We start from the raw sequence: 24,928 nt of genomic DNA, 5'->3' as shown, positions 1-24,928 counted from the left end.
ACAAACCAGGAGACCCTTCATGCAACGCAGAACCCTCATCCACACAGCGGCCCTGGCTGCCGCCGTGGGCCTCATCGGCCTGCCCACCGCCGCCCAGGGCACTTGGCCGACGGGCAAGCCCATCAGCTACGTGGTGCCGTTTGCCGCTGGCGGCACCACCGACACGCTCGGCCGCCTGATCGGCCAGCAACTGGGCACCGCCCTGGGGACCACCGTGGTGGTCGAGAACAAGGGTGGCGCGGCCGGCAGCATCGGCTCGGAAGCCGCGGCGCGCGCCGCGCCCGACGGCTACACGCTGCTGGGCGGCACCGTCAGCTCCCACGCCATCAACGTCAGCCTGTACCCGAAGCTGGGCTACGACCCCATCAAGTCGTTCAGCCCCGTGACGCTGATCGGCACCAATCCGGTGGTGCTGGTGGTGTCGGCCAACAGCCCGCACAAGACGCTCAAGGACGTGCTGGCCGCCGCCAAGGGCAAGGAGGGCGGCCTGTCGTCGGCCTCCGCCGGCACCGGCAGCTCGCAGCACCTGGCCGTGGAACTGCTGGCCTACAAGTCGGGCGTGAAGTTCACGCACATCCCGTACAAGGGCAGCGGCCCCGCCATCCAGGACGTGATCAGCGGCCAGGTCGACATGATGTTCGACACCACCGTGGTCGCCGCCCCGCACATCCAGAGCGGCAAGCTGCGCGCCATCGCGGTGACCTCGCCCAGGCGCCTGGCCTCCATGCCCGACGTGCCCACGGTGGCCGAATCGGGCGTGAATGGCCTGGCGGACTTCCAGGTGCAGTCGTGGCAGGCGATCTTCGTGCCGGCCGGCACGCCCGCGCCCACCGTCACGCGCCTGCACGACGAGATCCGCAAGATCCTGGCCCAGCCCGACATGCAAAACCGCCTGAAGGGCTTTGGCATGGAGCCGGCCGACATGACCACCGCCCAGATCGCCAGCTTCCAGAAGGCCGAGGTGGACAAGTGGGCCCAGGTGATCAAGGCCGCCAACATCAAGGTGGACTGAGCCACCCGCTGTTTCGGCAATCTCCCTGCAGGCAGTTGGCGGAAGGGTCTTCGGACCGTTCCGCTTTTTTCATGGGGCGACGGCGGATGGGGCCGCACCGGAGCGCTGGGCCAGCACGTAGTCGGGATGCTGCCCCGTGAGCAGCAGGAACATCGCGTAGACGGGCCCCTGCATGTTGCGCTCGTCGGTGGTGCTCTCCAGCGCCTGCCAGGTGCGCGACTGCACGCCCCCCCGGCTGCCGGTCTGCAGCGGATAGCCCATCAATTCCGCGGCCTGGGCCTGGCTGAGCCCGGCAGCGGCGCGGCTGGCCTTGAGCTGGTCGCCGGTGGGCGCGGGCATGTCGAGTGGGATGGGGGTGCTGGTGGTCATGGAGCTGCGGCCCGGAATGTATGTTGCTATTAAATTTATAGCTTGATGCGCAATGCAAACCTACGCGAGGGCCTATTTTTATCCATGTGGGGCCAGGCGGCGCTGCCGGTTGCCTTCCCCGGCCTTGGACTGGCCATCCACCGCGTGCCACGTGCTGGCCGCCGTGCCGGGGCCGGGCAGGGCGGTGTGTGCGCCTGCTGCCCAAGGCCGTGCGCGAGCGGCGGATCGACGCGCTCTCAGGCCGTTGCCACCTCGTGCGCCAGCATCTGCGCGAAGTAGGACTCGGGCGTGATGTTGGTGTAGTTGGGGATGTCCGCCGTCAGTTGCGCCGCCGTTTGCCTGGCTGCGGCCTGGGCCTGCTTCAGGTCGCTGAAGAACGCGTTGGTCAGCGCCACCACCTGGCCGGGGCGGGGCTCGCCGGGGTAGAGCACGCGGTCGCTCTCGAGCCGCACCAGGCCCAGGGGCTGAAGCGCCGCGCGGGCGATGCGCATGTGTTCGCCGTGGTAGTAGTCGTGGTTGAACGTGGCGCCTTCGCGCCAGCGGTACACCGCCGTGACCTTGATCATCGGATGTCTCCTTCGGTTGGCCAGGCCACCATGGCCCGTGCAGGGCTGCAACGGTAGAACGTGCGCGGGCCGCGCACAGCCGCCTGGGCGACAGGCCGGTGCCGTGCTGTCGCGTGGGTGGCAGGCAGCCCGGCTGGCTGGCTGGGCGGTTGGGCGGCGAGGCAGTGGCTGTCAGTCTTCTTCCGATTCGCCCAGGAATCCGCCGCTCTGGTGCCCCCACAGGCGTGCATACACGCCGCCCTGGCCCAGCAGCTGCGCGTGCGTGCCTTCTTCCACGATGCGGCCCGCGTCCATCACGATGAGGCGGTCCATAGCCGCGATGGTGGACAGGCGGTGCGCAATCGCGATCACGGTCTTGCCCTGCATCAGGCTGTCCAGGCTTTGCTGGATGGCGGCCTCCACCTCGGAGTCGAGCGCGCTGGTGGCTTCGTCGAGCAGCAGGATGGGGGCGTCCTTGAGCATCACCCGCGCGATCGCGACCCGCTGGCGCTGGCCGCCCGACAGCTTCACGCCGCGTTCGCCCACATGCGCCTCGTAGCCCGTGCGGCCTTGCAGGTCGGTCAGCGTGGCGATGAAATCCGCCGCCTCGGCGCGCTCGGCCGCCTTGTGCAGGTCGGCCTCGCTCGCGTCGGGGCGGCCGTACAGGATGTTGTCGCGCATGGAGCGGTGCAGCAGCGAGGTGTCCTGCGTCACCATGCCGATGGAGCGGCGCAGGCTGTCCTGCGTGACGTGGGCGATGTCCTGGCCATCGATGAGGATGCGGCCCGAGCTGACGTCGTGAAAGCGCAGCAGCAGGTTCACCAGCGTGGATTTGCCGGCGCCCGAACGGCCGATGAGCCCGATCTTCTCGCCCGGCCGGATGACCAGGTTCAGCCCGTCGATCACGGGCCGGCCGTTGCCATAGGCAAAGCTCATGTTGTCAAAGCGCACCTCGCCCTGGGTCACGGCGAGTGGCTGGGCATCGGGTGCATCCACCACCGTGCGCGGCCTGGTCAGCGTGTTGATGCCGTCCTGGATGGTGCCCACGCTCTCGAACAGGGTGGTCATCTCCCACATCACCCAGTGCGCGTGGCCCGACACGCGCAGCGTCATGGCGGTGACGGCGGCCACGGCGCCCGCGCCCACCTCGCCGAGCGACCACAGCCACAGCGCCGTGCCGCACGCACCCAGGATCATGACCACCACCAGGATGTGATTCACGATCTCGAACAGGCTCACCAGGCGCATCTGCGCGTAGCCGGTGAGCTTGAAGGCGTCCATGGCCGCGCGCGCGAATTCGGATTCGCGGCGCGTGTGCGAGAACAGCTTGACGGTGGCGATGTTGGTGTAGGCATCGGTGATGCGCCCGGTCATCACCGAGCGCGCATCGGCCTGGGCCTTGCCCACCTTGCCCAGGCGCGGCACGAAGTACCAGCAAGCCAGCCCGTAGGCCACCATCCAGGCGGCGAACGGGGCCAGCAGCCGCACGTCAAACCCGGCCAGCAGCACGAGGATGGTGACGAGGTAGACGCCCATGCCGATCACCACGTCGGTGGTGGTGAAGATCATGTCGCGCACGGCCAGCGCGGTCTGCATGATCTTGGTGGTGATGCGGCCCGCGAACTCGTCGGCATAGAAGGCCATGCTCTGGCCCAGCATCAGGCGGTGGAAGTTCCAGCGCAGGCGCAGCGGGAAGTTGATGGCCAGCACCTGGTGCTTGATGGCCGTCTGCAGCGCCACCAGGCCCACGGAGCCCAGCAGCAGCGCGGTGATGCCGAGGATGGAGCCCTTGTGCTGCGTCCACAGCGCACCGGGCGCGACGGTGGAGAGCCAGTCGACCACATGGCCGAGCACGGCGAACAGCAGGGCTTCGTACACCGCGATGGCGGCGGACAGCCCCGCCATCGCGGCGACGTAGCCACGCAGGCCACGCGTGCCATCCCAGACGAAGGCCATGAAGTCCTTCGGGGGCAGGTGGGGTTCGGCGGGGGGATAGGGGGGAAGGCGGTTTTCGAAAAACTTGAACACGTAGCGCGGCTCCTCTTCGCCCGATGGTAGAGGACCGGGGCGCGGCGCGCGCGCCGGCGGGCCCTTGTCCGCAACCCAAGTAGGTGAACCGGCGGCCGGGGCCTGCGGCTATGCGCCCGCCCACTGCCGCCACAGCAGCAGCACGCCCGAGCACAGCACCACCCCGTGGACCACGCGCAGAAATTGTTCGCGCGACAGGCGCAGCGTGATGCGCCGCCCGATGGCCGTGCCCAGCAGCATGGCCGGCACCAGCGCGGCCGCCAGCACCAGCACCGGCGCCTGCGCGTACACACCCGCCAGCAGGAACAGCACCGCGCGGGTCAGCGTGCTCAGCCCGATCAGGGTGGACTGCGTGACGCGGATACGGTCCTTGTCGTCCAGCCGCCCCGCCAGGTAGATGGCATAGAGAAAACCGCCGCTTCCAAAGAGGGCCGAGAAGATGCCGCCGATGAAGCCAAAGGGCAGGGCCGCGCGCGGGGGCAGCGCCGACCGGGGCTTGTGGCCGCTCAGCGCATGGAGCGCATAGCCCGTGGCGAATGCGCCCAGGGCCCACTGCAGTGCATCGGGCCTCCCCCAGAGCAGCAGCGCGGCCCCCGCGAGGCTGCCCGCGGCCATGAACGGGACCAGGCGGCCCAGCTCGGCGCGGTCGGCCGCATGGCGGTCGCGTGCGATGTTGGTGGCGGCGGCGAAAAAATCGAGCAGCGCCAGCAGCGGCACGATGGTCGCGACGGGGATGAAGTGGGCCAGCACCGGCCCGGCCACCAGGGCGGTGCCGAAACCGGCCATGCCGAAGATCACGTAGGCGGCGGTCACCCCCGCGCAGATGAGGGCCAGCTGCCACGGCTGGACGGCGGGCAGAAAGTCGGCAAGGGTGGAGAGCGGCATGGGTGGCGGGGGCAACAGGCACGGTGGACGAATGCGATGCACTCTACCGGCGGTCCCCCTGCACATCCAATACCGAGTGGGGCGGGTATCTATCTCGAAATCAGCTGGGTTCAGCCCGCAGGCGGGTGGGAGCCGGGGGCCTGTGACAGCGGGGCGAAACTGCGCACCATGGCATCCGCGAACTGCTGCACCAGGGGCGCTGCGTCCTCGCGCCACAAGGCCAGCACCGCCGTGCGGTGACCCGTGCTCCCGGCCAGTGGGCGCACGGGCACACCCGGCGGTGCCCATGCCGCCAGCGATTCGGGCATCACCGCCACGCCAAAACCTCCCTGCACCAGGGCCAGCTGCGACCATTTGCGCGAGCGTACCCGCGCGCTGCGCGGCTCGAACCCGGCCGCCCGGCACAGCTGGGCCACGTGGTGGCTGAGGCCGCCCCGGTCCAGGTGGGGCGTGGCCACGAAGGACTCCCCGCGCAAGTCGCCCAGTGCGATCTCGGGCGCTTGCGCCAGTGCATGGCCGGGGGGCAGGGCCACCACCAGCCCCTCGGTGTACAGCGGCTCATAGTGCATGCCGGGGTAGCGGCGCAGCACCGGCGCGCGCGCCAGGCCCATGTCGGCGCGCGCCTGGGCGATGTCGGGGGCCTGGTGCTCGGACGAGGATTGCGATACCTCGACCGACACCCCCGGGTGCTGCGCCAGATGGCGGCGCAGAAAGGACTGCAGCGCGGGCGTGAGCGGCACCGAGCTGGCATGCAGCAGGTGCACCGTGCCCTCGATGCCGCGCTGCGCATCGCGCGCGTTGACGGCGGCCTGCTGCAGGTCGGCGAGGATGCGGCGCGCGTCGGCATACAGCGACCGCCCCGCGGGGGTGGCCTGCAGGTGCCGCGTGCCGCGCTCGAGCAGGGGTACCTGCAGCGCCTGTTCCATGTCCTTGACCTGGCGGCTCAGCGCCGACTGGGCGATGAACAGCCGCTCGGCCGCCAGGCTGAAGCTGCCCGCGTCCACGATGTCCACGAAGTAGCGCAGCTGCTTGTGCGTGAGCATGGGCAGGAAGCGGCGGCGCGCCGTCAGGCCAGCAGGGTGACGACGATCGTGACCACGCCCAGCGCCAGATTGACGCCCACCCAGCTGCGGATGCTGGCGAGGGCCTGGCCGCCGGCAGGCCAGGCCGAGGCGGCCACCGCGCGCTGCAGGCGCCTGAACAGCGCGAAGCGGATGTGGCCGAAGATGGCCATCATCACCAGGCCCAGGGTGGCCATGACGGTCCAGTCCAGCGGCATGGAAAACGAGCCGCCGGCCTGCACGGCCTGCCTGGCCACGCGGCCGATCATCCACAGCCCGCTGGCCAGCACGACCACGACGGCCACCGACACCGCCGCGAGAAAGCGCTGGAGCACGTCGTGCATCAGCCGCACGCGCTGCGCGGGCTCCAGCGACTGCGCGGCGGGGCGCAGGAAGAAATGCGCGAACACCATGCCTCCTATCCACACCACGATGGACAGGACATGGGCGAGCTTGAGGGCGTTGTAGAGCATGGGGGCGGGGCCGTAGGCCGTGGGTGAAGGGCGCGGGTGCGAAAGGCGCATTGTGCAGCGACATCGCCGCCCGCCGCCGGGGGGCGTGGCGCAGCGGCTTGCCGGGCGGTGGCTAGTGCCCCGCCCGGTGGTCCCGGGCCGGGCGCAGGCTTCGCACGGCGCGCAGCAGGGCCGGCCCCGCCAGGGCGAGCGCGAGCAGCCCCCAGGTGGCCAGGTAGCACCAGCTGGCCGGGCCTTCGCGGCCCATGCTTTCGATGCCGGTCGTGCGCTCCAGCCACGACCAGAACGGAAAGGCCGCGAACGTGAGGACCATCGCCACCGGCAAGGCCAGCACGGCAAGGCCCAGCCGCTTCACGAACTGCAGGGTCGCCGCGCGGCGGCGGGGCGTGGGCGCGGCGCAGGTGTCGCCGGGGCGTGGGGCGTGCATGGCGGTCCGGTGGTGCGGGCGGCCCAGGCCGCTAAGGGCCCCTGTCCGCGCGGGGCTGCGGCGCAAGCCGCACCTGGTTGCCCCCGTTTTTCTTCGAGAGGTACATGGCGGCGTCGGCGTGGCCCAGCAGGTGGTGCACCTCGCTGCCGTGCTCGGGGTGCAGGGCCACCCCGATGCTGGGGTGGATCGCCAGCCTCGTGCCCTCCAGGTCGAAGGCCTGGCCGAATGCCGCCAGGATCTTTTCGGCCACCGCCGTGGTGTGCCCTTGCGCGGGGCCATGCTCGAGCAGCACCACGAACTCGTCGCCCCCCAGGCGGGCCACGGTGTCGGAGCCGCGCACGCATTCCAGCAGCCGCTGCGCCACCCGCTGCAGCAGCAGGTCGCCCATGGCATGGCCCAGGGTGTCGTTCACGTCCTTGAAATGGTCCAGGTCGATGAACAGCAGCGACAGCTGGCCCTGGTCCCGCCGGGCGCGGGCGAGGGCGGTCTTCAGTCGGTCCAGGAACAGCTGGCGGTTGGGCAGGTGCGTGAGCTGGTCGTACTGCGCCATGTGCTCCAGGCGCTCGTGCATCTGCTGGCGTTCGATGGCGGCCGCGACCTGGGTGGAGACGAACTGCAGGAGCTCCTTGTCCTTGTCGGTGTAGCGGTACTGCCCGGTATGGCTTTGCAGCACCAGCGCGCCGATGGCGCCCTGCGGTGTCTGCAGCGGCACGCCCAGCCAGTACAGCGGAAGGTGTTCGTGCGGCACCTCCACGGGCAGCCCGGCCCGCGTGGTGGGCGTGAGCAGCAGGGTGCTGCCGTTGCGGATGACCTCGGCGCACAGCGAATCGCGCACCAGCGCCATGGGGGCGGGCATGGGCAGCCCGTCGCTCACGTGGTAGGGAAAGCTCAGAGCGCCGTTCTCGCGGTCGTACAGCGCCACCGAAAAATCGGTGGCGGGCAGCAACTGCCCGACGGTGTGGTGGATGCGCCCGAACAGCGTATCCAGGTTGGGCGCTGTCTGCGCCGCTTCGGAGATCGCGTAGATCGCCCCGCGCATGGACTCGGTGAACTTGCGTTCGGTGATGTCGTGGGCCACGGCCAGCCGCAGCTGCCGGTCGGGCAGCCAGCGCGCCGTCCAGCGGATGTGCGCGACGGTGCCGTCCTTGCGCACATAGCGGTTCTCGAACTGAAGCTGCAGATGGCCCTCGGTCACGCTGCGCGCCTGGCGCTCGGTGGCCTCGAGGTCTTCGGGGTGGACCATGTCCAGCATGCGCCGCCCCACTACCTCCTGGGGCGCATAGCCAAAGATGCGCTCGAAGGCAGGGCTCACGAACACGATCCGGCTGTCGGCTTGCACGATGCAGACGGCATCCAGCAGCAGGTCTACGATGTTCGCGGAAGAAATGCTTTGCATTGGCAGGGCGCGCACAAGGTACGGAAAACCCATTGTGCAGCGCGGCCCGCGGCTGTGCCGTGGCGTGTGCGTAAAACGCTACGCCGTCGCGCGCTGGCTTGACGCCCGCGGATTGGCCGCACCGCGTGGCGTCAGGCCGTTTGATTGCTATTGAATATGTAGCTGCTTGCGCTTTTGCAGCAAGCGCCAGGACTGCTTTTTATTGGTATTTGCGCTCCAGCGCATCCCATTCGGGCTTGCGCACCAGGCGCTGGCGTTCTGCAAAGGGCGCGACCAGGGCGGGGTCTTCGTCGATGCGCCGGGTTTCGCGCAGCACCGCCAGCGCCTTCTGCATGCCGGCCACGGCACCTTGCAGCGCGGCATTGGCGTACAGCACGATGCCGTAGCCCAGGCCCTCCAGTTCCTCGGCGCTGACGATGGGGGTCTTGCCGCCGATCACCATGTTCATGAGCTGGGGCCTGTCGGCCAGGCGCCGGGGCAGGGTGCGGATTTGCTCGGCCGTGGTCACGGCCTCCACGAACAGGATGTCGGCGCCGGCCTCGCCGTAGCGCTGCGCGCGCTCCACGGCGGCTTCGAAGCCCTGGGTGGCGCAGGCGTCGGTGCGGGCCAGGATCAGGGTGTCCGGGTCGCGGCGCGCGTCCACCGCCGCCCGGATCTTGCCCAGCATCTCCTCGGTGGAGATGACCTCCTTGCCGTTGAAATGCCCGCAGCGCTTGGGGCTGACCTGGTCTTCGAGCTGGATGCAGTCGGCGCCCGCGCGCTCCAGCGTGCGCACCGCATGGTAGGTATTGAGCGCGTTCCCGAAGCCGGTGTCGGCGTCCACGATGAGCGGCAGCTCCACCGCGTCGCGGATGCGCGCCGTGTGGTCGGCGATGTCCGTGAGGCCCATGAAGCCCTGGTCGGGCAGGCCGAACCACATGTTGGTGACGCCCGCGCCGGTGACGTAGAGAGCCTCGAAGCCCAGGTCGGCCACGACGCGGGCGGAGAGGGCGTTGAACGCGCCGGGCACGAGGATGCCGCGGCGGGCTTCGGCCAGGGACTTGAGTCGCTGCTTGGTGTTCATCATTTTCTTCTTCGCTGTTGGTTCAATGGCGGCACGCAGGCGTGCCGCACTTTTCCTGAAACCGCGCCGCCGCTCAGGGGACGGGCACCCTGACCCAGCCTTCCATGAGGATGCGGGCGCTGCGGCTCATCACGGCCTTGGTGACCTGCCACCGGCCGTCGACCTGTGCGGCCTCGGCGCCCACGCGCAGCGTGCCGGACGGGTGTCCGAAGCGCACCGCACCGCGCGGGCCGCCGCCCGCCGCGAGGTTGACCAGCGTGCCCGGGATGGCGGCGGCGGTGCCGATGGCCACGGCCGCCGTGCCCATCATGGCGTGGTGCAGCTGGCCCATGGAGAGCGCCCGCACGAGCAGGTCCACGTCCTGCGCCTCGACGCGCCTGCCGCTGGAGGCCGTGTAGCCGGCGGGCGGTGCCACGAAGGCGATCTTGGGCGTGTGCTGGCGCGTGGCGGCCTCGGCCAGCTCCCGGATCAGGCCCATCCTCAGCGCGCCGTGCGCGCGGATGGCCTCGAAGCGCGCGAGCGCCTGCGCGTCGCCGTTGACGGCGGCCTGCAGCTCGGTGCCGGTGCAGCCGATGTCCCGGGCATTGAGGAAGATGGTCGGTATGCCCGCGTTGATCAGCGTGGCCTGGAAGCTGCCGACGCCCGGCACGTCCAGGCGGTCGACCAGGTTGCCCGTGGGGAACATCGCGCCGCCGTCCTCGCCCTCGTCCGCCGGGTCGAGGAATTCAAGCTGTACCTCGGCGGCTGCGAAGGTCACGCCGTCCAGCTCGAATTCGCCCGTCTCCTGCACCTGCCCGGCGGCCATCGGCACGTGCGCCACGATGGTCTTGCCGATGTTGGCCTGCCAGATGCGCACGGCGGCGGTGCCGTCGCGCGGCACGCGCGCCGCATCGACCAGCCCCATGTGGATGGCGCAGGGCCCCACGGCGGCCGAGAGGTTGCCGCAGTTGCCGCTCCAGTCCACGAAGGGCTGGTCGATGGAGACCTGGCCGAACAGGTAGTCCACGTCATGGTCGGGGCGCGTGCTGCGGCTGAGGATCACGGCCTTGCTGGTGCTCGACGAGGCATTGCCCAGGCCGTCGATCTGCTTGCCATAGGGGTCGGGGCTGCCCAGCACGCGCAGCAGCAGGGCGTCGCGCGCGGCGCCGGGCTGCCGGGCCGCCTCGGGCAGGTCCTGCAACTGGAAAAAAACGCCCTTGCTGGTGCCGCCTCGCAGGTAGGTGGCGGGGATCCGGATCTGTGGCGCAAAGAGTGTCGTCATGTCGGATTTTTCAAGTTTGATAGCAGCCAGCGCTTGTCATGACTGCGCCAGGGGCTGTTTTTGCTTGACATTCTGGGCCAGGAAGTCCTGGGCGAAGCGCTGCAGCACGCCGCCCGCTTCGTACACGGAGACTTCCTCGGCGGTGTCCAGGCGGCAGGCCATGGGCACGTTCACCACCTCGCCATTCTTGCGCCGGATGACGAGCATGAGCGTGGCGCGTGGCTGCGGCTGGCCTTGCACGTCGTAGGTTTCGGTGCCGTCGAGCCCCAGGGTCCGCCGCGTGGTGCCGTCCTTGAACTCCAGCGGCAGCACGCCCATGCCGATCAGGTTGGTGCGGTGGATGCGCTCGAAGCCCTCGGCCACCACGGTTTCGACGCCCGCCAGGCGCACGCCCTTGGCGGCCCAGTCGCGGCTGGAGCCCTGGCCGTAGTCGGCGCCGGCGATGATGATGAGCGGCTGGCGGCGGTGCAGGTAGGTTTCGATGGCCTCCCACATGCGCATGACCTGGCCTTCGGGCTCCACCCGGGCGAGCGAGCCCTTGCGAACCTGGCCATCCACCACGGCCATCTCGTTGACGAGCTGCGGGTTGGCGAACGTGGCGCGCATGGCGGTGAGGTGGTCGCCGCGGTGGGTGGCGTAGGAGTTGAAGTCCTCCTCGGGCAGGCCCATGCTGTGCAGGTACTCTCCGGCCGCGCTGTCGGGCAGGATGGCGTTGGAGGGCGAGAGGTGGTCGGTGGTGATGTTGTCCGGCAGGAGGGCCAGCGCCCGCATGCCCTTCAAGGTGCGCGGGTTCGCGGCCAGCGCGCCCACGCCTTCGGTGTCCCAGTAGGGCGGGCGGCGGATGTAGGTGGACTGCGCCCGCCAGCCGTACTGCGGCGATACGCGCTGGCCGTCGTCGTGCCGGATGGCGAACATCGGTTCGTACACGGCGCGGTACTGCGCGGGCTTCACGGCGGCCTTCACGACGGCGTCGATTTCCTCGTCGGCGGGCCAGATGTCCCTCAGGCGCACGGGCTTGCCGTCCACCACCGTGAGCACGTCGTTCTCGATGTCGAACCGCACCGTGCCCGCGATCGCATAGGCCACGACCAGCGGCGGCGAGGCCAGGAACGCCTGCCGGGCATAGGGGTGGATGCGCCCGTCGAAGTTGCGGTTGCCCGAGAGCACGGCGGCCGTGTGGAGGCCGCGGCCGATGATCTCCTGCTGGATGTCCGGATCGAGCGCGCCGCTCATGCCGTTGCAGGTGGTGCAGGCGAAGGCCACGATGCCGAAGCCCAGCTTTTCGAGGTCCTGCAGCAGGCCGGCTTCCTTCAGGTACAGCTCCACGGCCCTGGAGCCGGGGGCCAGCGAGGTCTTGACCCAGGGCTTGCGCGCCAGGCCCAGCCGGTTCGCATTGCGGGCGAGCAGGGCGGCGGCGATCACGTTGCGCGGGTTGGAGGTGTTGGTGCAGCTCGTGATGGCCGCGATGATCACGGCGCCGTCGGGCATCGTGCCTTCTTCCGGCGTGGGCATGCGCCAGACGCCCGCGATGCCCTTGGCCGCCAGATCGGCGGTGGCCACGCGCGCATGCGGGTTCGACGGGCCCGCCAGGTTGCGCACCACGCTGGACAGGTCGAACTCCAGATGGCGTTCGTACACGGCCTCCCTGAGCGAGTCCGACCACAGGCCGGCGTGCTTCGCGTAGGTCTCGACCAGCCTGACCTGCTCCGCCGCGCGGCCCGTGAGGGTCAGGTACTCCAGCGTCTGCGTGTCGATGCTGAACATGGCGGCGGTGGCGCCGTATTCGGGGGCCATGTTCGAGATGGTCGCGCGGTCGCCAATGGTCAGCCTGGCCGCGCCTTCGCCATGAAACTCCAGGTAGGCACCCACCACCCTGGACTTGCGCAGGAACTCGGTCAGGGCCAGCACCACGTCGGTGGCGGTGATGCCGTCCTGGCGCTGGCCGGTGAGCTTGACGCCCACGATCTCGGGCAGGCGCATCCAGCTGGCGCGGCCCAGCATCACGTTCTCGGCCTCCAGGCCGCCCACGCCGATGGCGACCACGCCCAGGGCATCCACGTGCGGCGTGTGGCTGTCGGTGCCCACGCAGGTGTCGGGATAGGCCACGCCGTTGTCCGCATGGACCACGGGCGACATTTTCTCCAGGTTGATCTGGTGCATGATGCCGTTGCCCGCGGGGATGACCTGGACGTTGGAAAACGCTTTTTTCGTCCACTCGATGAAGTGGAACCGGTCCTCGTTGCGGCGGTCCTCGATGGCGCGGTTCTTTTCGAACGCATGGGGGTCGAAGCCGCCGCACTCCACGGCCAGCGAGTGGTCCACGATGAGCTGCACGGGCACCACGGGGTTCACCTGGGCCGGGTCGCCGCCCTGGGCCGCGATGGCGTCGCGCAGGCCCGCCAGGTCCACCAGCGCGGTCTGCCCGAGGATGTCGTGGCAGGCCACGCGTGCCGGAAACCACGGAAAGTCGCGTTCGCGCCTGCGTTCGATGATCTGCACCAGGCACTCGCGGACGATGGCCGGGTCGGCCCGGCGCACGATGTTCTCGGCGTGCACGCGCGCGGTGTAGGGCAGGCGGTTCCAGGCGCCGGGCTGCAGCGCCTCGACGGCTTGGCGGGCGTCGAAATAGTCCAGATCGGTACCGGGCAGGTTCTTGCGGAAGAGGGTGTTCATGGCGTGGGGCGGGCGCGGACGGTGGCACCGTCCGTCGCCGTTGGGGGGGCGAATTTACTTGCGGTCCTGGATGGGCACGAACTGCAGGTCGTCCGGGCCGGTGTAGTGCGCGCTCGGGCGGATGATCTTGTTGTCGATGCGCTGCTCGATGATGTGCGCCGCCCAGCCGCTGGTGCGCGCGATGACGAACAGCGGCGTGAACATCGCGGTGGGCACGCCCATCATGTGGTAGCTCACGGCGCTGAACCAGTCGAGGTTGGGGAACATCTTCTTGGCCTCCCACATCACCGACTCCAGCCGCTCGGCGATGTCGAACATCTTGGTGCTGCCGGCCTCCTCGGAGAGCTGGCGCGCCACGCGCTTGATGACCTCGTTGCGCGGGTCGCTCACGGTGTAGACCGGGTGGCCGAAACCGATCACCACTTCCTTGGCCTCCACCCGGCGGCGGATGTCGGACTCGGCCTCGTCGGCGTTGTCGTAGCGCTTCTGGATCTCGAAGGCCACCTCGTTGGCGCCGCCGTGCTTGGGCCCGCGCAGCGCGCCGATGGCGCCGGTGATGCACGAGTACATGTCGCTGCCGGTGCCGGCCACCACGCGCGCGGTGAAGGTGGAAGCGTTGAACTCGTGCTCCGCGTACAGGTTCAGCGAGGTGTGCATGGCGCGCTCCCACGCGGCGGGCGGCTTTTGGCCGTGCAGCAGGTGCAGGAAGTGCGCGCCGATGGAGTCGTCGTCCGTCTCCACCTCGATGCGCTTGCCCTGGGTGGACCAGTGGTACCAGTACAGCAGCATCGAGCCGAGCGATGCCATCAGCCGGTCGGCGATGTCGCGCGCGCCGGGCGTGTGGTGCCCGTCCTTCTCGGGCAGCACGCAGCCCAGGGCCGACACGCCCGTGCGCATCACGTCCATGGGGTGGCTGCTGGCGGGCAGCTGCTCCAGCGCCTCCTTCACATTGGCCGGCAGGCCGCGCAGCGCTTTCAGGCGTACCTTGTAGCCGCGCAGTTCGGCGGCGGTGGGCAGCTTGCCGTGCACCAGCAGGTGGGCGATCTCCTCGAACTCGCAGACATCGGCGATGTCCAGGATGTCGTAGCCACGGTAGTGCAGGTCGTTGCCCGTGCGGCCCACGGTGCACAGCGCCGTGTTGCCGGCGGTCACGCCCGACAGGGCGACGGATTTCTTGGGCCTGAAGCCCGCGGGTGCGCTGGTGCTCGGGGTTGCGGTATCGCTCATGGTGTCTCCATCGGGGAAAAAGGGGTGGGGCGGCCCGTGGCGTCCACGGCCACCATTTCAAACGTGCCGCACAGGGCGGGCAGGTGCCGCCCCGAGGCCAGGTCATGTGCCGCGCCTTCGACCTGCACGGTCATCGAGCTGGCGCCGGTGCGCACCACGCGGGCCTGGAGTTCCAGCGCCTGCCCCTGGGGCACGGGCGCCAGAAAGTCCACGCCGCCGCAGCGCGCCATCACCACGGCGCTGCGCGCATGCCGGCTGGCCGTGACGAAAGCGGCCTGGCCCATGAGCAGCAGCGCCTGGCCGCCAAACAGGGTGCCGTAGTGGTTGGTGCGTCCGGGGAACACCATTTCGGTGAACGCCTGGGTGCCGGGGGGCTGGTGCGGGTGGGTCGCTTGGTGCATGATTCGCAATGTACGCATCCGGGATTCGCGGCACCACCCCTGAATCGGCGAATGATTGCGAAGTATTTCTGGATGATTTGCAAATATTGCAAATATTCATCTTCTTGACCCCTGGACCTTGCGATGAGAAAAACCTTCATGGGCGTGCGCCTGCGCCGCCTGCGCGAAGAACGCGGCATGACGCAGGTCGCGCTGGCACGCGCGCTGGACCTGTCGGCCAGCTACCTCAACCAGCTGGAGCAGAACCAGCGGCCCCTCACGGTGCCGGTGCTGCTCAAGATCAACGCGGTGTTCGGCGTGGATGTGCAGCGCTTTTCGGACGACGACGAGGCGCGCCTCATCACGGGCCTGCGCGAGGTGCTGGCCGACCTCCCCGCGGGCCTGGGCGGGGAGGGGGCGGGCGATGCCGTCTCGCTGGCCGAAATCCGGGAGCTGGCCGCCGGGATGCCCGCCGTGGCCCGCACCTTGCTGGCATTGCACCAGCGCCACCGGCAGGCCCTGGAGCGGCTGGAAGCCCTGGGCGCGCTCAATGCGCAGTGGGGCCTGGGCGACGAGCGCGGCATGCCGCCGCTGCAAGGCCATCCCCCCATGGCATACGAAGAGGTGCGCGACTTCTTCTTTGCCCGGCAGAACCATATTGCCGAGCTGGACGACGCGGCGGAGCAGTGCGCCGCCGATTGGTCGCTGCAGCCCGGGCGCTCGGACGAGGGCCTGGCGGAGCGGCTGCTGGCCGCCCATGGCGTGCGGGTGGGCAGCGCGGCGGATGCGCTGCCGGGCAACGCGCAGCGCGTCTTCGAGCCCGGGACGCGGGTGCTGAAGCTCGCCGCGGGGCTGGAGCCGGGCCAGCGCGCCTTCCAGATGGCGACGCAGCTGGCGTTCCTGGAGCAGGGGCCGCTGCTGCGGCGCATCGCCGACGGCGCGGGACTGTCCGGCGACCAGGCCCGGGCGCTGGCGCGCATCGGCCTGGCGAACTACTTTGCGGGGGCCCTGGTGCTGCCGTACACGGCCTTCCTGCGCGCGGCCGAAGCCGTGCGTTACGACCTGGACCGGCTGGGCCACCAGTTCGGCGTGGGGTTCGAGACGGTGTGCCACCGCTTGTCCACCCTGCAGCGGCCCAGCGCGCGCGGGGTGCCGTTCTTCTTCGTGCGGGTGGACCGGGCGGGCAACATCTCCAAGCGCCAGTCGGCGACGCACTTTCACTTCAGCAAGATCGGCGGCACCTGCCCGCTGTGGAACGTGTACGAGGCGTTTGCCCAGCCCGGGCGCATCGTGCCCCAGCTGGCGCGCATGCCCGACGGCCGCGCCTACCTGTGGGTGGCGCGCACGGTCTCGCGCGGCGGCGGCGGCTGGGGGGCTCCGGGCAAGGAGTTCTCGGTGGCGCTGGGCTGCGATGTCCGCCACGCGCCGCAGCTGGTGTATTCGCAGGGACTGGATCTCGCGAACCCGTACGGGGGCGTGCCCATCGGCATGGGCTGCAAGGTGTGCGAGCGCGACGCCTGCCCGCAGCGCGCGTTTCCTCCCATTGGCCGGGCGTTGGACGTGAACGAGAACTGGAGCCGGTTCGCGCCGTACCCCGTGGCCGACAGCCGCACGGGGCCGGCGTCCTGACGCAGGTTATGAAATGTGCTCATCAATTCATAGCTGCTGGCGCATGAGGGTGTTGCGCTGACGGCACTTTCCACCAAATAACTCATTGGTAACCAGTTGTTCTGCCGCAGGTTGCTCCAAAGGGCTGCGGATTGCCGCTATCCTGCGCCTTGCGGCCGGGCCCTGGCGCGGCCAACAACCCACCGCAACACCACCCACCACCACGGCCCAGACGCTGTTCTGATTCTGCATGCCCACCCGTTTCCTGCCATGGCTTCCTTGACGCCAGACGGTCGCTATCGGCACTGGCTGGCCGGGCTGGGCGTGGCCGTGCTGGGCGTGGCGGTCAGCCTGTGGCTGGCTTGGCAGCAGGCCGACTCGGTGGCCCAGGCCGGGCAGACCCGGTTCATGCAGGAGGCGCGCGCGTTCGCCGACGCGCTGAGCCAGCGGATCGAGGGGCATACCGAAGTCGTCAACGGCCTGCGCGGCCTGTTCACGGCCAATCCGCACCTGACCCGCGCGGAGTTCGAGCGCGCGGCGAGCGACCTGGAAGTGGGCCAGCGGTATCCCGGCGTGCGCAACCTGTCGTTCACCCGCTGGGTGCCGGGCGCCGAGCGGGCCGCCTATGAATCCCGGGTGCGCGCCGACACCTCGCTGTCCACCCACGGCTACCCCGACTTCGCCATCCGGCCACCGGGCGAGCGGGCCGAGTACTTCGTGGCCGAGTACCTGTGGCCCATGGCGGGCAATGAAAGCGTGCTGGGCCTGGACATCAGCGCCCAGCCCACCAACCTGGCCGCCATGCAGTACAGCCGGGACAGCGGCCACACGGTGGCCTCGGCCCCGTTCGACCTGCTGCAGGAGGACAAGCACCGCGCGGGCTTCGTGATCCGCGTGCCGGTGTTCGACTACACGGCGGGCACGCCGGAGCCGCGCTTCCTGGGCGCGGTGGCGTCCACCATCCGGGTGTTCGACCTGGTTCAGGCGCTGGGGAGCCAGGGCCTGCTCAACGGCATTGCCGTGTCGATGGAGGACCATGGCTCGGTGCGCGCGGGCTCCACCGACACCACCGTCCGGCCCCTGCTGGCGCAGTCGTCGGCGGCGCTGCCCGATGCGCAGCCGTTTGTGCGCGACCTGCTCGTGCACGACCGGCGCTGGCGCCTGACCTTCCATCCCGCGCGCTCGTTCCTCTCGCCGTCCGAGGCGCGGCTGCCGGTCCTGGCGGGGCTGGGGGGCATCCTGGTGTCCCTCCTGCTGGCTTCCACGGTCGGGCTGCTGGTGCGCCAGCGCACCATGGCGCTGGTGCGCGCGCAGGCGTCGGACGAGGCCCGCCACGAGAGCGAGGAGCGTTTTCGCGCCCTGTTCAACCAGGCCAGCGTGGGGGTCGCGCTGCTGGACACCTCCACCGGCCGGTTCCTGCGCGCCAACCAGCGCTATGGCGACATCGTGGGCTACAGCCCCGAGGAGATGCAGGAGCTCAACATCCGGGCCATCACGCACCCCGACGACCTGGAGACGGACGCGCAGCACCTGGAGCGCCTCAAGTCAGGGGAGGTGCCCGAATACCGGCTGGAAAAGCGCTACATCCACAAGCGCGGCCATTCGGTGTGGGTCGACCTCACCGTGTCGCCGATGTGGGTGCCCGGGGCCACGCCCGACCACCACATCGCCGTGGTGCAGGACATCACCTCGCGCAAGCGCATGGAGGACACCCTGCGCACCAACGAACACCGGCTGCGGGGCATTCTGGAGCGCCTGCCCATGGGCCTGTGCCTGGTGCAGCCCGACGGGCGCATCAGCTTTCGCAACCAGCGCTACGTGCAGATCTGCGGGTACACCGAGGCCGAGGTGCCCGATGTGGACACCTGGTGGGAGCGCGCGTTCCCGGAGCGCGAGGAGCGCGAAACCATGCGCCAGGGCTGGCGCGAGGCGGCGCAGAGCGCCCAGGCCGGCGACGGCGTGATCCCCGGCGCCGAGTACCTCATCCGCTGCCATGACGGGCAGCTGCGCCCCGTCGAAGTCTCGGGGGTGCAGGTGGAAGGCGGGCACCTGGTCACCATGCAGGACCTGAGCCAGCGCAAGGCGGCCGAGGAGGAGATCAACCACCTGGCCTACTACGACCCGCTCACGCGCCTGCCCAACCGCCGCCTGCTCATGGACCGGCTGCAGCAGGCGCTGGCCACCAGTGCCCGCCACGGGCGCAGCGGCGCCTTGCTGCTGCTCGACCTGGACAACTTCAAGACACTCAATGAAACCCGGGGCCATGACAGCGGCGACCACCTGCTGCTGCAGGTGGCGCACCGCCTGCGTGGCTGCGTGCACGAGGACGACACTGTTGCCCGCCAGGGAGGCGACGAATTCGTCGTGGTGCTGGAAGACCTGGGCGACAACCCCGAGGAGGCCGCGGCCCGCAGCGAAGAAGTGGGCCAGCGCATCCTGGCCACCCTGCGCGAGCCCTACATGCTCAACGGCACCGCGCACCACAGCTCGCTGAGCATGGGCGTCACCATCTTCAGCGGCATGCGCGAGACCGTGGACGAACTGCTCAAGCGCGCCGACCTGGCGCTCTACCAGGCCAAGAACGCCGGCCGCGACACGCTGCGCTTCTACGACCCCCAGATGCAGGCCGCCGTGAGCGCACGGGCTGCGCTGGAGCGCGACATGCGCATTGGCCTGGCGCAGGGCCAGTTCGAGCTGTACTACCAGCCGCAGATCGACCGGGGCCGCATCACCGGTGCCGAGGCGCTGCTGCGCTGGCGCCATCCACGCGACGGTTTTGTCTCCCCCGCGCATTTCATCCCGCTGGCGGAGGAGACAGGCTTGATCCTCCCGCTGGGCGAATGGGTGCTGCAGGTGGCCTGCGGGTGCCTGGCCCGCTGGGCCGCGCAGCCCGAGCTGGCCGTGCTGAGCCTGGCGGTGAACGTGAGCCCGCGCCAGTTCCACCAGGGCGATTTCGTGGCCCAGGTCCTGGCCGCGCTGGCCAGCTCGGGCGCCCAGGGGCACCAGCTCAAGCTGGAGATGACCGAGGGCCTGCTGCTGGACGACGTGGAAGACACCATCGAGAAGATGGGCCAGCTCAAGGGCTACGGCGTGGGCTTCTCGCTGGACGACTTTGGCACGGGGTACTCGTCGCTGGCCTACCTCAAGCGCCTGCCGCTGGACCAGCTCAAGATCGACCAGAGTTTCGTGCGCGACGTGCTCACCGACCCCAACGACGCCGCCATCGCCCGCACCGTGGTGGCGCTGGGCACCAGCCTGGGCCTGCGCGTGATCGCCGAAGGGGTGGAAACCGAGGCCCAGCGCGAGTTTCTGGAGCGCCACCACTGCCACGCCTGGCAGGGCTACCTGTTCAGCCCGCCCGTGCCGGTGGCCGAGTTCGAGGCGCTGGTGCGCAAAACGAATGGGACGGGCGCGCAGCACGCGTAGCCCTGGCACACCGGCCCGCACCAGCCCGCCCGCCACCCTGCCGGTGCAGGATCTGTCAAAATCGATAGCATGAAATCAAGGCGGGATAAGCGCAATAGCTGGTTTTTGCCAAATGTTTGCGCTGCACCCCGGCCGTGTGCCCCTGCTCGTCAGCCGGGGGCCGGGGGGCTGCAGGCGGCGCGGTATCATTCCGCCCTTGCTGCGGCCTGGGTGTTCCGGCCTGGAACGTCCGCCTGGCGCCACTTTTGCATCCCCGCCTTCATCCTCTTTTTGCCCGTTCCCTGACCCGTGCGTCTTACCTCGATCAAGCTTTCCGGTTTCAAGTCGTTCGCTGAACCCACCAATTTCATGCTGCCCGGGCAACTGGTCGGTGTGGTGGGCCCGAACGGCTGCGGCAAGTCCAACATCATGGACGCGGTGCGCTGGGTGCTGGGCGAGAGCAAGGCCAGCGAGCTGCGTGGCGAGTCCATGCAGGACGTGATCTTCAGCGGCACCACCACCCGCAAGCAGGCCAGCCGCGCCAGCGTGGAGCTGGTGTTCGACAACTCCGACCACCGCGCGGGCGGCCAGTGGGGCCAGTACGGCGAGGTCGCGGTGCGGCGCGTGCTCACGCGCGACGGCACCAGCAGCTACTACCTGAACAACCAGCCCGTGCGCCGCCGCGACGTGCAGGACGTGTTCCTGGGCACGGGCCTAGGGCCGCGCGCCTACGCCATCATCGGCCAGGGCACCATCAGCCGCATCATCGAAAGCCGCCCGGAGGAACTGCGCCTGTTCCTCGAAGAAGCCGCTGGTGTCTCCAAGTACAAGGAGCGCCGCCGCGAGACGGAAAACCGCCTGTCGGACACGCGCGAGAACCTCACGCGGGTCGAAGACATCCTGCGCGAGCTGAACGCCAACCTCGAAAAGCTCGAGAAGCAGGCCGAGGTGGCCGCCAAATACAACACCCTGCAGGCCGACGCCACGCTCAAGCAGCACCAGCAGTGGTTTTTGAAGCGCGCCGAGGCCGAAGAGCAGCAGAACAAGGTGCGCCTGGACGGCCTCCAAGCCGTCAACGACCTCGAATCCCGCATGGCCGATCTGCGCGCCGTCGAGTCCGACCTCGAAACCATCCGCCAGGCCCACTACGCGGCCGGCGACCAGGTGAACCAGGCCCAGGGCCGGCTGTACGAGGCCACGGCCGAGGTCGGCAAGCTCGAAGCCGAGATCCGCTACGTGATCGAAGGGCGCCAGCGCGTGGAGCAGCGCCTGGTCACGCTAGCCGAGCAGATCGCCCAGTGGCAGGCCCGCAAGGAAGAGGCCGACATCGAGCTCGAAAACCTGGCCGGTGCCGGTGTGGACGCCGAAGAGCGCGCCGAACTGCTGGCCGCCCAGGTCGAAGAGCAGGCCATGCAGCTGCCCGACCTGGAAGAAGCCCTGCGCCAGGCCCAAAGCCGCACGGCCGAGCAGCGCAGCAGCGTGGTGCAGGTGCAGCAGCAGATTGGCGTGCTGGCCGCCGAGCAGCGCAGCATCGACGAACAAAGCCGCCAGCTCGACAGCCGCTTCGAGCGCCTGCGCACCGACCGCAATGCACTGGCCGCGCCCGATGAAGCCCGCCTGACGAACCTGCGCGAGCAGCTCGAAGAGGCGCAGGAGATCGCCGAGACCACGGCAGCCCGCCTGCACGAGCTGCAGGAGTCCGTGCCCCAGCTGGACGACGACCGCCGCACCCGCCAGCAGGCCGTGAACACCGAAAGCGCGCGCCAGGCCGACCTGTCGGCGCGCATGGAAGCGCTCAAGGCGCTGCAGGAAAAGGTCAAGACCGACGGCAAGCTGCGCCCCTGGCTGGCCAAACACGGGCTCGACGGCCTGCAAGGCCTGTGGAGCCGCATCCACATCGAGCCCGGCTGGGAAAACGCGCTGGAAGCCGCGCTGCGCGAGCGCCTGGCTGCGCTGGAAGTGGGGCGCCTGGACATGGTGCGTGGCTTCCTGGGCTCTGGCGGCACCGACGCGCCGCCCGCGCGCCTGGCCTTCTACAGCGCTCCCGCCGCGGGCCACCCCGAAACCTCGTCACCCCACGCCCGCCTGTCGGACCTGCTGCGCCTGAACGATGCCGGCCTGCGTGCCGTGCTCACGGACTGGCTGCAAGGCTGCTACACCGCGCCCACGCTGGACGACGCCCTGGCCCGCCGCAGCACGCTGCAACCCGGGGAGGTGGTGTTTGTTCCTACCGGCCATGCGGTCAGCGCCCACAGCGTGAGCTTTTACGCGCAGGATTCCGAGCAGTCCGGCATGCTGGCCCGCGCGCAGGAGATCGAGCACCTCGAAAAAGAGCTGCGCGCGCAAGCGCTCATCGCCGAAGAATCGCGCACGGCCCTGGTGCGTGCCGAGGCCGCGTACGCCGATGCCTCGCAGCGCCTCGTGGCCGCGCGCCGCGAAGCCACCGAAACCCAGAGCCGCGCCCACGAGCTGCAGGTCGAGACCCTGCGCCTGACCCAGCTGGCCGAACAGACCCGCGCGCGCAGCCAGCAAATCGACGGCGACCTGGCCGAGGTGGAGGCCCAGCTGGCCGACCTGCAGGAACGCCGCGTGGCCGCCGAGGCGCGCTTTGAAGAACTCGACATGCAGCTGGCCGACAGCCAGGAGCGCGAGGCCCAGCTGGGCGACCGCGTGATCGAAGCCGAGCGCAAGCTGACGGCCTGCCGCGAACAGCAGCGCACGCTGGAGCGCCAGGCGCAAGAGGCCACGTTCTCGCAACGCAGCCTGGAGGCGCGCCGCGCCGAACTCAACCGTTCCATCGAAACCGCCACGCAGCAGGCCACGGCCCTGGCCGACGAGCAGCAGCGCGCGCGCGACGAGCTGGCCCGCCTGTCCGATGCTGCCGCGCAAGGTGGCCTGCAGGCCGCACTGGAAGTGAAGATGGAGCGCGAAAAAGCGCTCGGCGCCCAGCGCAGCGAATACGACGACCTCACCACCAAGCTGCGCGCCAGCGACGAGCGCCGCATGCAGCTCGAACGCGCGCTCGACCCGCTGCGCGCCCGCATCACCGAATTCCAGCTCAAGGAACAGGCGGCGCGCCTGGGCCTGGAGCAGTACACCACCTTGCTGGCCGACGCCCAGGCCGACCTCGAGGCCGTGGCCCAGTCGATCACCGACGGCAATGTGCGCGTGGGTGGCCTGCAAAGCGAAATCGACCGCCTGCACCGCGAGATCGCCGCCCTGGGCGCGGTGAACCTCGCCGCGCTGGACGAACTCAAGCTCGCCAGCGAGCGCAAGGTCTTCCTCGATGCGCAGACGGCCGACCTGACCGAGGCCATGAACACGCTGGAAGACGCGATCCGCAAGATCGACGGCGAAACACGCCAGCTGCTCTCGGGCACCTTCGACACCGTGAACGCGCACTTTGGCCGCATGTTCCCCGAGCTGTTCGGCGGCGGCCAGGCCAAGCTCATCATCACCGGCGATGAAATCCTTGATTCCGGCGTGCAGGTGATGGCCCAGCCGCCCGGCAAGAAGAACCAGACCATCCACCTGCTGTCGGGTGGCGAGAAGGCCCTCACCGCGATTGCGCTGGTGTTCGCCATCTTCCAGCTCAACCCCGCGCCGTTCTGCCTGCTGGACGAGGTGGACGCGCCGCTGGACGACGCCAACACCGAGCGCTACGCCAAGCTGGTGTCCAGCATGAGCAAGGGCACGCAGTTTTTGTTCATCAGCCACAACAAGATCGCGATGGAAATGGCCGAACAGCTGATCGGCGTGACCATGCAGGAGCAGGGCGTGTCGCGCATCGTGGCCGTCGATATGGAGTCGGCCCTCTCCATGGCGGAAATATGAGCACCCCGCTGAGGCGCTTCGCACCTTCCCCCCAGGGGGACGACGCCCTTGCTGCGGGGCGGCCCTTGCTCGGCGTCTCGCGCACAGGCCGCGCGCATTTTCACCGCGGCGGCCCTTGCGCCATGCAGCGGATAGCCGTTAGCCGAGAATTTCTTTTATGAGCACATTGCAACTGAGTCTGGCCATCATCGGCGGCCTGGTGCTGGCCCTCATCGTGGCCTACAACACCTGGACCTCGCGCCGCAACGCGCCCAAGCGCGCCTTGCCGCCAGAGCCGGAACGCGAGCGCGCGGCCGAGCCCGCGCTGCGCCAGGAGCCGGGTTTCGAGGCGGGCGCGGCCGCTGACCTGCCCCCCGGGGAATTCCACGGCCTTGACCGCGGGCCGGAGCCTTCCGAGCACACGGTGGATGCCAGCGAGGCCCTGCAGATGCCCGTGCCGCCGTTCTCGCTGGAGCGCCGCCCCGGGCTGGACCCGCTCATCGACGTGATCGCACCGCTGCAGCCGGAGGTGTCCGTGTCCGGCGATGCCGCGCTGGCGGCGCTGCCTCCCACGCGCCGGGCCGGCAGCAAGCCGTTTGCGATCGAAGGCCTGAACGAAGCCACCCAGCAGTGGGAGACGCCGGCGCCCGGCCAGCGCTACCAGAGCTTCCAGGCGGGCGTGCAGCTTGCCAACCGCATGGGCGCGCTCAACGAGATCGAGTTCTCGGAATTCGTCGTCAAGGCCCAGGCGTTTGCGGACGCCATCAATGCCGCCCCCGATTTTCCCGACATGCTGCAGGAAGTGGCCCGCGCCCGCGAGCTGGACCAGTTCGCCAGCGACCACGACGCGCAACTGGCCTTCATGCTGCGCGCGCGCCAGGCCGCCTGGAGCCCCGGCTACGTGCAGCAGAACGCCGCGCGCGTGGGCTTCGTGCCGGGCGCCATGCCCGGGCGCCTGGTGCTGCCGGCCGGCGCGCAAGGCCTGCCGCCATTGCTCACGCTCGGCTACGACACGCAGGCGGCACTGGCCGAAGACCCGGACCAGTCCGCCATCCGCGACATCACCCTGAGCCTGGACGTGGCGCAGGTCCACCGAACCGAACAACCCTTTGCGCGCCTGCGCGAGGCCGCCGCCGCGCTGTGCGAGGCCATGGACGGCGTGCTCTGTGACCAGAATGGCCAGCCGCTGCCTGCCATGGCCATGGACCCGATCGCCTCGGACCTGGAGCTGCTGTACGACCAGCTCGACGGGCGCGACCTGTCAGCGGGGTCGGTGCTGGCGCGCCGGCTGTTCAGCTAGGC

General features: G+C 69.6%; 19 protein-coding genes. 5 read left to right on the top strand and 14 right to left on the bottom strand.

Annotation, left to right across the window (positions count from 1 at the left end; translation table 11 throughout):
• Positions 1–19 precede the first annotated feature (19 nt).
• Positions 20–1,012, top strand: a complete 993-nt coding sequence (locus tag ACAM51_RS01320) for a Bug family tripartite tricarboxylate transporter substrate binding protein (protein ID WP_369642505.1) — start codon at positions 20–22, stop codon at positions 1,010–1,012.
• A 69-nt stretch (positions 1,013–1,081) separates the two neighbouring features.
• On the opposite strand, the gene ACAM51_RS01315 is transcribed toward ACAM51_RS01320, so the two are convergent.
• From ACAM51_RS01315 to ACAM51_RS01255, 13 genes are all read right to left on the bottom strand, one after another.
• Positions 1,082–1,381, bottom strand: coding sequence for an XRE family transcriptional regulator (locus tag ACAM51_RS01315; RefSeq protein ID WP_369642504.1), 300 nt, complete (start codon positions 1,379–1,381; stop codon positions 1,082–1,084).
• A gap of 236 nt (positions 1,382–1,617) precedes the next feature.
• On the bottom strand, positions 1,618–1,947 hold the full coding sequence (locus tag ACAM51_RS01310; protein ID WP_218294930.1) for an EthD family reductase: 330 nt from the start codon (positions 1,945–1,947) through the stop codon (positions 1,618–1,620).
• A gap of 171 nt (positions 1,948–2,118) precedes the next feature.
• Positions 2,119–3,954, bottom strand: coding sequence for an ABC transporter ATP-binding protein (locus tag ACAM51_RS01305; protein ID WP_369642503.1), 1,836 nt, complete (start codon positions 3,952–3,954; stop codon positions 2,119–2,121).
• Positions 3,955–4,062: 108 nt separating this feature from the next.
• The gene (locus ACAM51_RS01300) at positions 4,063–4,839 is read right to left on the bottom strand and encodes a sulfite exporter TauE/SafE family protein (RefSeq protein WP_218294932.1); all 777 of its coding nucleotides are present in this window, start codon (positions 4,837–4,839) and stop codon (positions 4,063–4,065) included.
• 110 nt (positions 4,840–4,949) lie between these two features.
• Complete coding sequence (locus tag ACAM51_RS01295) at positions 4,950–5,882, bottom strand: LysR family transcriptional regulator (protein WP_369642502.1); 933 nt, start codon at positions 5,880–5,882, stop codon at positions 4,950–4,952.
• A gap of 23 nt (positions 5,883–5,905) precedes the next feature.
• A complete protein-coding gene (locus ACAM51_RS01290) occupies positions 5,906–6,373 on the bottom strand; it encodes a CopD family protein (protein WP_369642501.1) in 468 nt (155 codons plus the stop codon).
• A 112-nt stretch (positions 6,374–6,485) separates the two neighbouring features.
• Positions 6,486–6,800: a hypothetical protein gene (locus ACAM51_RS01285; protein ID WP_369642500.1), complete on the bottom strand. Its 315-nt coding sequence runs from the start codon at positions 6,798–6,800 to the stop codon at positions 6,486–6,488.
• A gap of 31 nt (positions 6,801–6,831) precedes the next feature.
• Positions 6,832–8,196: a GGDEF domain-containing protein gene (locus tag ACAM51_RS01280; RefSeq protein ID WP_218294936.1), complete on the bottom strand. Its 1,365-nt coding sequence runs from the start codon at positions 8,194–8,196 to the stop codon at positions 6,832–6,834.
• Between the two features lie 199 nt (positions 8,197–8,395).
• Positions 8,396–9,259, bottom strand: coding sequence for an oxaloacetate decarboxylase (locus ACAM51_RS01275; RefSeq protein ID WP_369642499.1), 864 nt, complete (start codon positions 9,257–9,259; stop codon positions 8,396–8,398).
• A 73-nt stretch (positions 9,260–9,332) separates the two neighbouring features.
• Positions 9,333–10,520, bottom strand: coding sequence for a 2-methylaconitate cis-trans isomerase PrpF (prpF, locus tag ACAM51_RS01270; protein ID WP_218294938.1), 1,188 nt, complete (start codon positions 10,518–10,520; stop codon positions 9,333–9,335).
• 36 nt (positions 10,521–10,556) lie between these two features.
• Positions 10,557–13,193: a Fe/S-dependent 2-methylisocitrate dehydratase AcnD gene (acnD, locus tag ACAM51_RS01265; protein WP_369642498.1), complete on the bottom strand. Its 2,637-nt coding sequence runs from the start codon at positions 13,191–13,193 to the stop codon at positions 10,557–10,559.
• 54 nt (positions 13,194–13,247) lie between these two features.
• The gene (gene prpC / locus ACAM51_RS01260; protein WP_369642497.1) at positions 13,248–14,420 is read right to left on the bottom strand and encodes a 2-methylcitrate synthase; all 1,173 of its coding nucleotides are present in this window, start codon (positions 14,418–14,420) and stop codon (positions 13,248–13,250) included.
• Positions 14,417–14,821: an acyl-CoA thioesterase gene (locus ACAM51_RS01255; protein ID WP_218338539.1), complete on the bottom strand. Its 405-nt coding sequence runs from the start codon at positions 14,819–14,821 to the stop codon at positions 14,417–14,419. Before ACAM51_RS01255 ends, prpC begins: the two co-directional genes overlap by 4 nt.
• A gap of 123 nt (positions 14,822–14,944) precedes the next feature.
• Here ACAM51_RS01255 and ACAM51_RS01250 point away from each other — a divergent pair, with 123 nt between their 5' ends.
• Entirely contained in the window at positions 14,945–16,429 is a 1,485-nt protein-coding gene (locus tag ACAM51_RS01250) for a short-chain fatty acyl-CoA regulator family protein (RefSeq protein WP_218338540.1), read from the top strand.
• A 27-nt stretch (positions 16,430–16,456) separates the two neighbouring features.
• Here ACAM51_RS01250 and ACAM51_RS01245 read toward each other — a convergent pair whose 3' ends face one another.
• On the bottom strand, positions 16,457–16,660 hold the full coding sequence (locus tag ACAM51_RS01245; RefSeq protein WP_218366889.1) for a hypothetical protein: 204 nt from the start codon (positions 16,658–16,660) through the stop codon (positions 16,457–16,459).
• An 18-nt stretch (positions 16,661–16,678) separates the two neighbouring features.
• Between ACAM51_RS01245 and ACAM51_RS01240 the strand changes: the two genes are divergently transcribed.
• From ACAM51_RS01240 to ACAM51_RS01230, 3 genes are all read left to right on the top strand, one after another.
• On the top strand, positions 16,679–19,834 hold the full coding sequence (locus ACAM51_RS01240) for an EAL domain-containing protein (protein ID WP_369642496.1): 3,156 nt from the start codon (positions 16,679–16,681) through the stop codon (positions 19,832–19,834).
• A gap of 288 nt (positions 19,835–20,122) precedes the next feature.
• On the top strand, positions 20,123–23,647 hold the full coding sequence (smc, locus tag ACAM51_RS01235) for a chromosome segregation protein SMC (RefSeq protein ID WP_369642495.1): 3,525 nt from the start codon (positions 20,123–20,125) through the stop codon (positions 23,645–23,647).
• Between the two features lie 157 nt (positions 23,648–23,804).
• Positions 23,805–24,926, top strand: coding sequence for a cell division protein FtsZ (locus tag ACAM51_RS01230; protein WP_369642494.1), 1,122 nt, complete (start codon positions 23,805–23,807; stop codon positions 24,924–24,926).
• Positions 24,927–24,928 lie beyond the last annotated feature (2 nt).

Origin of the sequence: Acidovorax sp. A79 (genome assembly GCF_041154505.1) — a bacterium.
In the GTDB taxonomy this organism is placed as follows: Bacteria; Pseudomonadota; Gammaproteobacteria; order Burkholderiales; family Burkholderiaceae_C; genus Acidovorax.
This window is presented reverse-complemented; position numbering and strand designations above follow the sequence as displayed.